Source organism: Spirosoma pollinicola, from assembly GCF_002831565.1.
GTDB classification, from domain to species: Bacteria; Bacteroidota; Bacteroidia; order Cytophagales; family Spirosomataceae; genus Spirosoma; species Spirosoma pollinicola.
In genome coordinates, this window is the sequence record NZ_CP025096.1 from 4,416,760 (window position 1) to 4,430,207 (window position 13,448).

Consider the following 13,448-nt stretch of genomic DNA (forward strand, 5'->3'; position numbering starts at 1 on the left):
GATGGCAAAAGCCACGGAATGATAAAAAACAACCCAATTTTCCTAACACAAACCGATACACAAATGACACTCAAACCACTCGCGGCCCTGTTCATGGCCGCTCTACTCAGCACAACCTGTTTCTCGCAGGGACAACCTACGGAGGATTTTAAACCCTCTTCGCTAAATCAACCAGGTCAGGAATACCCGATGGTGAACTCGCAGGGCTACGCCCGATTCCGAATACTGGCTCCCAAAGCCGATAGTGTCCGGGTAAGCCTTGGACTCGGCGGTCGGGGCGGTACCATCCTCACCAAAGGAGACGATGGCTATTGGACCGGTACAACGGAAGGCCCTATGGATGAAGGCTTTCACTATTATAATGTAAAGATCGACGGCGGGAAGTTCAACGATCCCGGTGCGCTGAATTACTACGGTTCCGTTCGGTGGGAGAGTGGCATTGAAATACCGGCTCATGACCAGGATTTCTACGCCCTGAAAGACGTACCCCATGGTAATGTGCAACAGATTCTGTTCCCTTCGAAAAGTACCGGTACATCGCGCCGGGCATATGTGTACACGCCCCCGGGTTACGAGAAAGACAAATCGAAAAAGTACCCGGTGCTGTACCTGCAACACGGCTGGGGCGAAGATGAAACGGCCTGGAGCAATCAGGGACACGCCAACCTGATCATGGATAACCTTATTGCCGACAATAAGACAAAGCCATTCATCATTGTGATGACCTACGGCATGACCAACGAAGTGAAATGGGGGAAAATACGGGATTTTAAAATCGAACCTTTCCAGACCGTACTGACTGAAGAATTGATTCCCTATGTAGATGCCAATTTTCGCACCCTCGCCAATCGGGACAACCGGGCAATGGCGGGGCTGTCGATGGGGGGTATGGAAACCAAAGCGATTACCCTCAATAAGCCGGAGGTTTTCGGATATTACGGTCTGCTGAGCGGTGGCCTTTACAATCCGGACGATGTCAACGGCAAGCCAAAAGCAAAGCTTATTTTCATTAGTTGCGGCAGTAAAGAAAAACCCGATGGCGTAACGAAGGCAGTGGCCGATCTGAAAGGGGCTGGATATAATGCGGTGTCTTATGTATCCGATAAAACGGGTCACGAATTTCAGACCTGGCGTCGCAGCTTGCACGAGATGGCTCCACTACTGTTTAAATAGAGGTTATGAAAATGAACATACATAAAAGGGCTGCATTCCTGGGCTTGGGCCTTAGTCTACTGCTTGGCTCTGCGGTCTTTTCGCAGTCTATTGAAAAAGAAGCCCCAAAAGGCTTCGATCTGGTACGTTCGGGCATTGCCACGGGTAAACTCGATTCGATTAGCTATCCATCGAAGACCGTGGGTACGTCCCGTAAAGCGTTGGTGTACACCCCGCCGGGTTTCAACAAAAAGACGAAATACCCGGTGCTGTATTTGCTTCACGGCATTGGGGGTGATGAAAAAGAATGGCTCAAAGGCGGCAACCCGCAAGTGATTCTGGACAATCTATATGCCGAAAACAAGCTGCAACCCATGATCGTGGTTATGCCCAATGGCCGCGCCATGAAAGACGACCGGGCGGTGGGCAACATTTTCGATAAAGACAAAGTGGAAGCCTTCGCCACCTTCGAGAAAGACCTGCTTACCGACCTGATTCCCTTCATCGAAAAGAAGTATCCAACCCTGACTGACCGCGAGCATCGCGCCATTGCCGGGCTGTCGATGGGTGGCGGGCAGTCACTGAATTTCGGACTGGGTAACCTGGACAAGTTCGCCTGGGTGGGTGGCTTTTCATCGGCCCCCAATACCAAACGGCCCGAAGAGTTGGTGCCGAATCCTGATGCCGCCAAAAAGCAATTGAAACTGCTCTGGATTTCGTGCGGAGACGCCGATGGCCTGATCTCGTTCAGCAAACGTACCCACGATTATCTGTATCAGAACGGCGTACCCCACGTGTATTATGTGGAGCCGGGAGGGCATGATTTCAAGGTCTGGAAAAACGGCCTGTACATGTTCTCGCAGTTTTTGTTCAAGCCGGTCGATGTGGCGTCGTTGACCAAATATAGCGTGCTGGGCACACCTGCGAGTACCAATATCCGCAATGGCAAATACCCGCAGATTTTGCCCGACAACCGCGTCGTTTTCCGCGTGAAAGCGCCCGATGCGCAGAAAGTGCAGGTGGATTTGGGAAAGAAATACGACATGGTGAAAGACACCAGCGGCTTCTGGACCGCCACCACCGATTCCATCAGCCGGGGGTTTCATTATTACTCGTTATTAATTGACGGCGTAGCTACCGCCGACCCAGCCAGCGAATCGTTCTACGGCATGAGCCGCATGGCTAGCGGCATCGAGATTCCCGACAAAGACGGTGGTTATTATGCCATGAAGGACGTACCCCACGGCGACATTCGCATCAAACGTTACCTCTCGAAAGCGATGAATAGCTGGCGCGAAATGTACGTCTACACGCCACCCGGCTACGACAAATCGACGGACAAGTACCCGGTACTCTATCTGTTGCACGGCGGGGGCGAAGATCAGCGCGGCTGGGCTACGCAGGGAAAAACGGATATGATTCTGGATAACCTGATCGCCGAGGGCAAAGCCAAGCCGATGGTAATTGCTATGCTGGATGGCAACGTAGGCATGACGGGTGGTATGGCCGGTTTCAACGAAAATGTACTGAAAGCGTTTGAGAATGAATTGAAACTAGGCGCAATTCCCTTTGTGGAAAGCAATTTTCGGGTAGAGCCCGATGCGAAGAATCGGGCTCTGGCCGGTTTGTCTTTGGGTGGGTTGCAGACCTTGTATGCGGGCATCAAAAATACCGGCATGTTCTCAAGTCTGGGTGTGTTCAGCTCGGGCTGGTTCGCCAACAATCCAACGCTGACCGATCCGCAGTATGAATTTATGAAAACCAATGCAACCACCATTAACGGCAACCTTCAACACCTGTGGATTTCGATGGGCGGTAAGGAAGATATTGCCTATCAGAACTGCCAGATTATGATGAAGAAGTTCGATGAGATGGGCATCAAGTACAGCTACAGCGAATACGCTGGCGGGCATTCGTGGCCGGTTTGGCGGCACGATATCATGCAGTTTTCGCAGGTATTGTTCAAGTAACGAATGAGTGGTTTGTTCTCCGGTGTTTTTGTCATCCCGAAGAATGAGGGATCTTCGGTAAATGCTGAAAAATGCTTGCTACCGAAGATCCCTCATTCTTCGGGATGACAAAAACCAAACCATCATAACTAAAACTCGTCAATAAATCCAGACTCAACTCAGTAATAATACATTTTATGCTCCTGAAAAAATACGCCTTAGCCATCAGTTCGGTCGTACTGGTATTGGCCAACCTGACGCTGCTAAATACCACGTTCGCCCAGCAAATCCCATCGCTAAAAGACACATTTAAAAAAGATTTTGGTATCGGTACCGCCCTAAATAACGCCCAGATCGACGAGCGCGACCCGCAGATGACGGCCTTCATTGCGCGTCAGTTCAACATGGCCACGCCGGAGAATATCATGAAGTCGGCGCTGATTCATCCCGGGTGGGACACCTACGATTTTACGATGGGCGACAAGCTGATCGACTTCGGCAGGAAGCACAATATCAAAATCAACGGGCATACCCTGATCTGGCACAGTCAGTTACCTCCGTTCATTCGCGGCATCAAGAGTCAGGATTCGATTCGCACGTTTTTTGCCGACCACATCAAAACGGTGGCGGGGCATTATAGTGGCAAGGTGTATTCGTGGGATGTAGTGAACGAAGCGCTCAACGAAGACGGCACCATGCGGAAATCGGTATTTTTGCAATACCTCGGCGAGGATTTTGTGACAGAAGCCTTCCGTCTGGCGCAGCAGGCGTCGCCCAAAACGGAGCTGTATTACAATGACTACAACAACGAACAGCCCAAAAAACGGGCGGGCTGTATTGAACTCGTAAAAAAGATCAAAGCTGCCGGGGTACGTATCGACGGTGTCGGCATTCAGGGACATTGGCACGTGGGCAAAATACCGCTGCAGGACATTGAAGAAAGCATCATCCAGTATGCCGCTTTGGGGGTGAAAGTCATGTTCACGGAACTGGACATTGAGGTGCTACCCCGCAATTTTCAGGGGGCCGATGTGGGGCAGCGCATGGTCGCCAATGAACAATCGAATCCGTATCCTACCGCCCTGCCAGACTCCGTTCAGCAACAACTGGCCGCTGATTACGAAGCCCTGTTCAAGTTGTTTCTCAAGCACAAAGACAAGGTTACCCGCGTCACGTTCTGGGGTGTGAACGATGCCAACAGCTGGCTAAACAACTGGCCCATTCGCGGGCGGACCAGTTACCCGTTATTATTTGACCGAAACAACCAGCCGAAGCCCGCTTTTGAGAAGGTGATTGCGTTGAAGAAATAAAATTTTTAAAGAGACTTGTTCGCCAATAAATCAATTACTTATGCAACGCGTATTTACAATTCTTACCCTGGTTGCTCTAACCAGTTTCTCACTGACCGCCCTCGGCCAAACCAGCGCGGGTAAAACTCCGGTTTCCCAGCCCCTGGTATCGCACATGTATACGGCTGACCCCTCTGCCCATGTCTTTAACGGCAAAATTTACATCTACCCCTCGCATGACATTGATGCCAAAGATGTTAAAGAGGATGATGAGGGAGGCCACTTTGCCATGCGCGACTACCACGTTCTGTCGATGGATAAGATCGGTGGCCCTGTAAAAGACAACGGTGTCGCGCTTGATATTAAAGACATCCCCTGGGCTGGCCGGCAGTTATGGGCGCCCGATGCTACGGTCAAAAACGGTATATATTACCTCTATTTTCCGGTCAAAGACAAAGAGGATATTTTCCGCATCGGTGTCGCAACCAGCAAAAGTCCAACGGGCCCATTTAAAGCCGAACCGGAGCCAATTAAAGGTAGCTACAGTATTGACCCCACCGTCTTTCAGGATAGTGATGGCAAAGCGTATCTCTACTTTGGGGGTATTTGGGGTGGTCAGTTGCAACGGTGGGATAACAACAAGTACAATCCGAAAGGGGCATTAAAGCAAAAAGACGAAGTCGCTTACCTGCCCCGCATTGCGCGATTAAGTGCCGATATGAAATCCTTCGCTGAGCCGGTTCGGGACGTGCAGATTTTGGATAAAAACGGGAAACCATTTCTGGAAAAGGACAACGATAAGCGCTTTTTTGAAGCGGCCTGGCTGCATAAATACAAGGGGAAGTACTACTTCTCGTATTCTACCGGCGATACGCATAATCTTTGCTACGCGATCGGCGATAATCCCTACGGGCCTTTTACGTACCAGGGCGTCGTGCTGAAACCCGTACTCGGCTGGACCAATCACCATTCCATTGTCCAGGTGGGCTCAAAGTGGTATTTGTTCTATCATGACACACAACTTTCCGGAAAGACCCACCTCCGGAATGTGAAAGTAGCGGAGTTGACCTATAATCCAGATGGTACGATTCGGCCGGTCGAAGCCTACAACTAATAAGCCTCTAAATCTGATCTTGTTATGCATAAACTTCCCGCATACGCCCTGATTGTTCTGACAGTCGCTTTTGTGGCACCCGAAAAAGGGCTGAAAGACTATTACAAAAACTACTTTCCCATTGGCGTGGCCGTCAATCCGCGCATGGTGCAGCCCGGTCCGGATGCTGAACTGATCAAAGCCCAGTTCAACAGTATGACGCCCGAAAATGCCATGAAAATGGGGCCAATTCACCCCGAGGAGAACCGTTACAACTGGAAAGATGCCGACGCCATCGCTGCGTTCGCCCAGCAAAATAATATTAAACTTCGGGGTCATACGCTCTGCTGGCATAATCAAACACCCACGTGGTTCTTCACCGACTCAACGGGTAAAAACGTGAGTCGGGAGGTGCTGCTGGCCCGCCTGAAACGTCACATCACCGATGTAATGGATCGGTATCAAGGGAAAGTTTACGCCTGGGATGTCGTAAATGAAGCGGTTCCCGATACCGGTAACGGTATCTACCGGAAATCGAAATTTTACGAGATCATTGGCGAAGATTATATCGAGAAGGCGTTTCAATATGCCCACGAAGCCGACCCCTCCGTGCAGTTGTTCTACAATGATTACAATACCGAAAATCCATCGAAGCGGGAACGGATTTATCAGCTGGTGAAGAAACTGATCTATAAGGGAGTACCCATTGATGGTGTGGGTTTACAGGCGCACTGGTCAATCTACGAACCGACCGCGCAGGAGCTTGAAGAATCCATCAACAAATTTGCCAGCCTGGGCCTTAAGATCCAGTTTACGGAAGTAGATGTTTCGGTATACCCCAAAGAACACGAGCGCCGGGCTCATCGGGATACCGATAAAAGCGAGTTCACACCAGAAATGAATGATAAGCAGGCCGCCCATTACAAAATGCTGTTCGAGGTGTTTCGGAAGCACCGCGACAAGATCACCGGCGTTACATTCTGGAACCTCAGCGACAAATATTCCTGGCTCGATAACTTTCCCGTTCCCGGTCGGAAAGACTACCCCTTACTATTCGATCAGAACGGCAAGCCAAAGAAAGCGTACGAAAACGTCGTGAATTTCTGAAGAATTACGAAGGCGCTATCATTACATACTTATGCGTTGATCCTGTGTAGAAACCGGCGAAAGTGAACGCGTAAAAACCGCGTCAGTGCTTCTACCGCAGGCCATCGAACGGGTAATCGGAAAAAGATAAATGAAACTCAATATGATATCCGCAGGCAGGCTGTGCCTCATTAGTTTACTTCTGATAAGAACGGTAGCAGCACAGGCGCAGCTTCGTTTGCCCAGATTAATCAGTGATGGCATGGTACTGCAGCGGGATAAACCCCTGAAGGTATGGGGATGGGCAACACCCGGTGAGCGAATTACTGTACGTTTCAAAAATAAGACCGTCAAAACGGTAACCGGGGCAGCCGGGCAATGGCAGCTTACGTTACCGTCCATGCCGCCGGGAGGCCCGTTTACGATGGAAATCGCCGGAAACTCAAAACTCGAACTGACCAATATCCTGATTGGCGATGTCTGGTTTTGTAGTGGGCAAAGTAACATGGTCCACCAGTTGAACATCCATGACGTAACCTATGCCCGGGAAATTAAGGAGGCCAATTACCCACAAATACGACAGTTCTGGATTCCAACCCTGACGAATCTGCAGGCACCCCAAAGTGACCTTCCGGCTGGTCAGTGGAAAGCCGCCGTCGGGGAGGACGTCAGACCGTTTTCGGCAGTGGGGTATTTCTTCGCTAAAAAACTGTATGAAAAGTACCATGTACCAATCGGTATTATCAACGCGAGTGTAGGGGGTACACCCATCGAAGCCTGGACGAGCGAAGAAGGGTTAAAGGATTTTTCGGACCTGAAAGCAACCATTGACAAGAACAAAGACACGACCTACATCAACAGCATTAGCCGAAGACAACCTGCAACGGTCAACAGACCAGCGCCACCCGTCGATTTAGGGGTGACCGGTTCGACAAAATGGTATGATTTATCGTATGCACCGAAAGGCTGGCGGCCAATTAACGTTCCGGGCTATTGGGAGGATCAGGGTATTAAAGAGCTGAATGGCGTGGTGTGGTACCGACGGGAAATCGACATACCGGCTTCGATGACAGGTAAACCCGCCAGAGTCTTTCTGGGTCGAATCGTTGACGCCGATGAACTTTACATCAACGGCAAGTCGGTTGGCAAAACCACGTACATGTATCCCCAGCGTCGGTATCCGGTTCCGGCCGATGTTCTGAAAGCGGGCAAAAACATACTTGTGGTGCGGGTAACCAACAACGCTGGTAAAGGCGGCTTTGTACCCGGCAAACCGTACTGTATTTTCGCTGGTGCCGACACGGTTGATCTAAAGGGAACCTGGCAGTATAAGGTGGGTACGGCTTACCGGCCAATCGCCGGGGGCAATCCAGCCGGGGGCAATCCAGCCGGGGGCAGTCCAGCCGGGGGATTCAATGCCCAGAATCAGCCAGCAGCCTTATACAATGCGATGGTAGCCCCGGAAATAAATTACGCCATCACCGGTTTTTGCTGGTATCAGGGTGAGAGCAATGCGGGTAAGCCGCAGGAATATACAACCCTGCTGCCCGCCTTGATTCGTGATTGGCGACGTCTCTGGAAGCAGGGTGAACTCCCATTTCTGTATGTGCAGCTTCCCGGCTTTATGGAGTATAACTATCAACCAGCCGAGAGTAGCTGGGCCATTTTGAGGGAAGCACAGCTTAAGGCTCTATCGGTACCCAACACGGCAATGGCGGTGGCCATTGACCTGGGTGAATGGAATGATATTCATCCCTACAATAAGAAAGACGTGGGCGAACGACTGGCTCTGGCTGCGCTGAAAACAGCCTATCACGAAAACCTGGTTTATTCTGGCCCCACCTATCAGTCAGCCAGAATTGACGGTAACAAAATAGTGGTCAGTTTCACCAATGTCGGCAGTGGGTTGATTGCCAGCGACGGTGACGACCTCGGTGAATTTGCCATTGCAGGCCCTGACAAGAAATTCGTTTGGGCGAAAGCGAAAATTGATGGTAACCGCCTGATTGTGTGGAGTGACGAGGTCGCCAATCCCCACTATGTGCGTTATGCCTGGGCTGATAATCCCGTCAACCCCAATCTATCTAACAAAGAGGGGCTACCCGCATCTCCTTTCCGAACGGATCAATAAGCATTACCTGAATTGCCGCTTGTTTGCCGAATATTGTCAACGCTACTCCCAGCCGCCACCCAACGCCCGGTACAGATCCGTCAGGGCCAGAAATTGAGACTGCTTGGTTGTAATAAGGGCTAGTTCCGCTTCCAGCACGCTCCGTTGGGCGGTAATTACTTCCAGATACGACGCGTACCCACTCCGAAACAAGTCGTTTGATGTCGAGACGGCCTGCTCCAGAACGGCTACTTCCTGTGCCTGGAGTTCGGCTACTGTCCGGTAATTCTCAACGCCCTTCAGTTGGGTCGAAACCTCGCTGAAACCCGTTAGAATGGTTTGTTGATAGCGAAACAGCGATTCCCGACTCTGCGCCACCGATTGCTGGTAGTTGGCTTTGACAAAGCGTCGGTTCAGGATTGGTGCCGATAAACTGCCCAGCAAACCCGCAGCAATGGACATCGGATTGAAGAGTACCGCCGTTCGGAACGCGTTCAAGCCTACGTAAGCCGTCAGGTTCAGGCTGGGCAGAAATTCCGCACGGGCCACGTCGATGTCAATATTGGCGGCCTGAAGATCGAGTTCCGCTTGTCTAATGTCGGGTCGGCGAATCAGCATCTGTGCCGGGATACCCGTTAACGCCTGACCGGGAAGTTCACGAGCCTGAAGGGAATTGCCACGGGCAATGGGTTGCGGATAGCGTCCCAGTAATCGGTTCAACTGATTCTCGTTCTCGACAATCTGCTGCTGAACCTGTCCCTGCCGACTTCGGGTATTGAGAAGCTGGGCAGAGAATTGCTGAACGGCCAGTTCCGTTACCCGGCCCGCTTCTTTTTGTATGCGGACCAGAGTCAGCGCGTTCTGTTGATAGTCAATATTTTTTTGGAGAATTTCCAGCTCGCCATCCAACGCCAGCAGGGCGTAATAATGCCGCGCAATTTCAGCCACCAGGCCCGTTATGACCGCGTGACGCCCTTTTTCGGAAGCCAGAAGCCGTATATAAGCTGCTTTTTTTCGGTTGCGGAGCTTCCCCCAAATATCGACTTCCCATGTGCTGCGGGCACCCAGAAAATAGTCGGGGGTGGGGGTGGGGGTAAGCTGATTTCCCTGAACATTGTCGGATAAGTTCGTGTCGTAATTTCCAACACCTGTCATCGTGTAACGTCCGTACCGATCGACTCCCGCCGATGCCACCGCGTTAACCTGGGGAGCCAGAAATCCCTGGCTGTAATTGAAGGAAGCCCGCGCCATTTCGATCCGTTGTGTCGCAACCCGTAAATCCAGATTACCCGCCAGAGCGGTGTCGATGAGTTGCGTCAGTTGAGGATCGGCAAAGAACGTCCGCCAGTTCTGACCGGCAATACCCGCCGAATCCGATTGACCCCTGAAGGTAACAGGTACGGGCCGGGTTGACGATTTTATTACCGTATTGGGTAATTGACAACTGCTCAGAAACAGCAGACAGGCAATACTGCCCTGGGCTAGTATCTGGTGTAAGGGCTTGATTATAATTGTATTGCTCCGGTTGCGCGGTGAATTAATTCGGGATGGCCGTTCCATTTATATGTGTTTTGGTGGATATACTATTGAGCTCGGGCGTCTGCGCAGGATGGCCCTGCGGTTCGTCGTCGGTTGGGTGTTTGGGTTGAAAGCGTTCGGCGAGTTTGGCGAAGAAGACGTACAGGCCGGGTACGATTATCAGCCCGAACAGCGTACCCGTCAGCATACCGCCAGCCGCTGCCGTTCCAATGGATCGGTTGCCCAATGCACCGGCACCCGTGGCCATACAAAGGGGAACCAGACCCGCGATGAAGGCGAAGGAGGTCATCAAAATCGGGCGTAGCCGGGAAACAGCCCCTTCTACCGCTGCCTGCAAAATCGGTAACCCTTCCTTTTGGCGCTGGTTGGCAAACTCGACAATCAGAATGGCATTTTTGCCCAGTAGTCCGATGAGCATAACGAGGGCTACCTGCGCATAGATGTTGTTTTGCAGGCCCATCAGTTGCAGAAAGAAAAATGAGCCGAATATGCCCGTTGGCAGCGATAGTAGTACAGAGAGTGGCAAAAACACACTCTCATATTGGGCCATGAGGAGTATATAAACGAACACCAGACAGATCGCGAAAATGTAAATCGCCTGATTACCGGACTCAACCTCCTCCCGCGACATCCCCGACCATTCGTAAGCGAATCCTTTGGGCAGTTCCTGAGCCGCTACTTCCTGAACGGCCCGGATTGCATCACCGCTACTGTAGCCCGGTGCGGCATCGCCATTGATCATCGCCGAGGTGTACATGTTGTAGCGGGTAAGCTGTTCGGGACCATAGACGCGCTCCAGTCTGACAAAGTTGGCGTAGGGGACCATTTCGCCCTGGTCGTTTTTTACGCGCATGTTCAGCACATCTTCGGGCTTGGTTCGGTAACTCGGGGCGGCCTGTACCATCACCTTGTACATTTGGCCAAACCGGATAAAGTTAGAGGCATAGAAACTGCCCATCATCGTTTGGAGTGTACTCATGGCATTGTCGATTGACACGCCTTTCTGGGAGGCTTTTTCCTGATCGACATGCAGCAGATACTGGGGAAAATTAGGGTCGAAGCTGGTAAACGCATCACTGATTTCGGGCCGTTTTTTCAGTGCCTCGATAAAACCCTGCGCTGCTTTGGCCGTTTGGGTCAGGTCTCCACTGCGACCCCTGTCCAGCATTCGCAATTCAAAACCACTCGAATTACCGAAGCCCGGAACGGTGGGTGGCGGGAAAAACTGAATAGTCGCGTCGGTGATGCCTTTCGTTTTTTCTTCGAGGGTCGCAATCAGCTCCTGCATCGACAGGTTACGTTCGTCCCAGTGCTTCAGGTTAATCATCCCCATGCCATAGGATGCCCCCGCGCCGTCGGTCAGCAGGCTATAGCCCGCCAGCGTCGATACGTTTTCGACCGATTCCTGTTGGGACGCTATCGCTTCGATGGCATCCATCACCTTCTCGGTCCTGTCGACGGTAGCCCCCGGCGGGGTGGTCACATTGACGTAAATCATGCCCTGATCTTCGGTAGGGATGAAACCGCCCGGCAGAATGGTGCTGATGCCCCAGGTAGCCACAATGAACAACAAGAGCAGCCCCCACGTAATAACGCCACGGTTTGCTATCCGACTGATCAGGCCCTGATACTTGCCCGCCAGCGACTCATAACCCCGGTTGAATTTGGTAAAGAAGCGACCCAGCACTCCCGTCTTTTCACCGTGTACGGGCCGAAGCAGAATGGCACAGAGAGCCGGGGTAAGCGTGAGGGCATTGACACCGGAAATAACAATGGCAATGGCCAGCGTGAGCGAGAATTGCCGATAGAAAATGCCCACCGGCCCCGACATAAAGGCCACCGGAATGAACACTGCCGACATCACCAGCGTGATGGCTACGATAGCCCCGGCAATATCACTCATCGCCGAAAACGTGGCGGCTCGGGGTGTCAAATGGAGTTCCTCCATTTTGGCGTGAACAGCCTCAACCACCACAATGGCGTTATCGACCACAATCCCGATAGCCAGTACCAGCGCGAAGAGGGTAAGCAAATTGATGGAGAAACCAATCAGGCTCATGAAGGCAAACGTGCCTATCAACGCCACCGGCACGGCCAGAGCGCAAATCAGCGTGGAACGCCAGTCCTGCAAAAACAGGAACACGATAATGAACACCAGCACAAAGGCTTCGATGAGTGTGCGAATCACTTCATGAATGGATGCGTCCAGAAAACGCGATACATCGTAGGCATAATTGTAGGTCATACCCGATGGAAACGAGCTTTCTTTCAACTCCGCCATTCGTGTTTTTACGTTCGCGATAACGTCGCTGGCGTTGGAGCCGGGCCGCTGTTTAAGCATGATGGCCGCCGAGGGCCGTCCGTCGTTTTTGGAGAGTACGCCGTAATCCTGCGAGCCAAATTCAACATCGGCAATATCTTTCAGGCGCAGGGGTGAGCCGTCGGCGTTGGTGCGCAGGATGAGGTTTTCGTACTGGGCCGGTTCGAAAAACTTACCGGTATACCGGAGTACGTATTGGAGCGTTTGCGGGTCCTGGTCGGCACTTTCGCCCGCTTTGCCGGGAGCCGCTTCTACATTCTGCTTACGAATACCGGCAATCACTTCGTCGGGCGATATGTCGTAGGCCGTCATGCGGTCGGGCTTGAGCCATACCCGCATGGAGTAGTCGCGACTGCCCATGATGGCCGCAAAACCGACTCCGTCGATCCGCTTAAGTTCGGCCAGCACGTTGATATCGGCGAAATTGTAGATGAATTTTTCATCCACTTTCGGATCGTCACTAACAATGTTGAGGTACAGCAACATACTGTTCACCTCTTTTTCGGTCACGACCCCGGCCTTGATCACTTCTTCGGGCAGTTCGTCCATAACGGTCGTCACGCGGTTTTGCACGTTAACAGCTGCCAGATCGGGGTCCGTACCGACTTTGAAGAAAATGGTAATGAGCGAGGTGCCGTCATTCCCCGACATCGACGTCATGTACGACATATTCGGCACCCCGTTAATAGCGCGTTCAAGGGGAGTTACCACGGCTTTGACGCACACATCGGCACTGGCGCCGGTGTATCGGGTGGTTACCGTGACGGATGGGGGCACGATGTCAGGAAATTGCGTAACGGGCAGACCTGTCAAGGCCAACACACCCATCAGCACAATGAGCACCGAGATGGCGGTTGAGAGCAAAGGCCTTTTAACGAATATAGAAAACATAGGTATGACGGATTAGTGG

8 protein-coding genes are annotated in these 13,448 nt (G+C 51.9%); 6 read left to right on the plus strand and 2 right to left on the minus strand.

Going from position 1 to position 13,448, the window contains the following annotated elements:
* Positions 1-63: 63 nt before the first annotated feature.
* From CWM47_RS18530 to CWM47_RS18555, 6 genes are all read left to right on the plus strand, one after another.
* Positions 64-1,173, plus strand: a complete 1,110-nt coding sequence (locus CWM47_RS18530; RefSeq protein WP_100993940.1) for an alpha/beta hydrolase-fold protein — start codon at positions 64-66, stop codon at positions 1,171-1,173.
* An 11-nt stretch (positions 1,174-1,184) separates the two neighbouring features.
* Entirely contained in the window at positions 1,185-3,122 is a 1,938-nt protein-coding gene (locus CWM47_RS18535; RefSeq protein ID WP_100993941.1) for an alpha/beta hydrolase-fold protein, read from the plus strand.
* Positions 3,123-3,298: 176 nt separating this feature from the next.
* Positions 3,299-4,411 (plus strand): endo-1,4-beta-xylanase, encoded by a 1,113-nt coding sequence (locus tag CWM47_RS18540; RefSeq protein WP_100989713.1) that lies wholly within the window; start codon positions 3,299-3,301, stop codon positions 4,409-4,411.
* A 40-nt stretch (positions 4,412-4,451) separates the two neighbouring features.
* Entirely contained in the window at positions 4,452-5,504 is a 1,053-nt protein-coding gene (locus tag CWM47_RS18545; RefSeq protein WP_100989714.1) for a glycoside hydrolase family 43 protein, read from the plus strand.
* A gap of 24 nt (positions 5,505-5,528) precedes the next feature.
* A complete protein-coding gene (locus tag CWM47_RS18550; RefSeq protein WP_100989715.1) occupies positions 5,529-6,590 on the plus strand; it encodes an endo-1,4-beta-xylanase in 1,062 nt (353 codons plus the stop codon).
* A gap of 130 nt (positions 6,591-6,720) precedes the next feature.
* Complete coding sequence (locus CWM47_RS18555) at positions 6,721-8,700, plus strand: sialate O-acetylesterase (protein ID WP_100989716.1); 1,980 nt, start codon at positions 6,721-6,723, stop codon at positions 8,698-8,700.
* A 42-nt stretch (positions 8,701-8,742) separates the two neighbouring features.
* Here CWM47_RS18555 and CWM47_RS18560 read toward each other — a convergent pair whose 3' ends face one another.
* Entirely contained in the window at positions 8,743-10,239 is a 1,497-nt protein-coding gene (locus CWM47_RS18560; RefSeq protein WP_100989717.1) for a TolC family protein, read from the minus strand.
* Positions 10,217-13,429, minus strand: a complete 3,213-nt coding sequence (locus CWM47_RS18565; protein WP_100989718.1) for an efflux RND transporter permease subunit — start codon at positions 13,427-13,429, stop codon at positions 10,217-10,219. The genes CWM47_RS18560 and CWM47_RS18565 overlap by 23 nt, the downstream gene beginning before the upstream one ends.
* Positions 13,430-13,448: the final 19 nt, after the last annotated feature.

What these genes read in the sequence shown, in the direction of transcription:
- CWM47_RS18530 (WP_100993940.1), top strand. Translation starts at nt 64, where the DNA reads ATGACACTCAAACCACTCGCGGCCCTGTTCATGGCCGCTCTACTCAGC.
- CWM47_RS18535 (WP_100993941.1), top strand. Translation starts at nt 1,185, where the DNA reads ATGAACATACATAAAAGGGCTGCATTCCTGGGCTTGGGCCTTAGTCTA.
- CWM47_RS18540 (WP_100989713.1), top strand. Translation starts at nt 3,299, where the DNA reads ATGCTCCTGAAAAAATACGCCTTAGCCATCAGTTCGGTCGTACTGGTA.
- CWM47_RS18545 (WP_100989714.1), top strand. Translation starts at nt 4,452, where the DNA reads ATGCAACGCGTATTTACAATTCTTACCCTGGTTGCTCTAACCAGTTTC.
- CWM47_RS18550 (WP_100989715.1), top strand. Translation starts at nt 5,529, where the DNA reads ATGCATAAACTTCCCGCATACGCCCTGATTGTTCTGACAGTCGCTTTT.
- CWM47_RS18555 (WP_100989716.1), top strand. Translation starts at nt 6,721, where the DNA reads ATGAAACTCAATATGATATCCGCAGGCAGGCTGTGCCTCATTAGTTTA.
- CWM47_RS18560 (WP_100989717.1), bottom strand. Translation starts at nt 10,239, where the DNA reads ATGGAACGGCCATCCCGAATTAATTCACCGCGCAACCGGAGCAATACA.
- CWM47_RS18565 (WP_100989718.1), bottom strand. Translation starts at nt 13,429, where the DNA reads ATGTTTTCTATATTCGTTAAAAGGCCTTTGCTCTCAACCGCCATCTCG.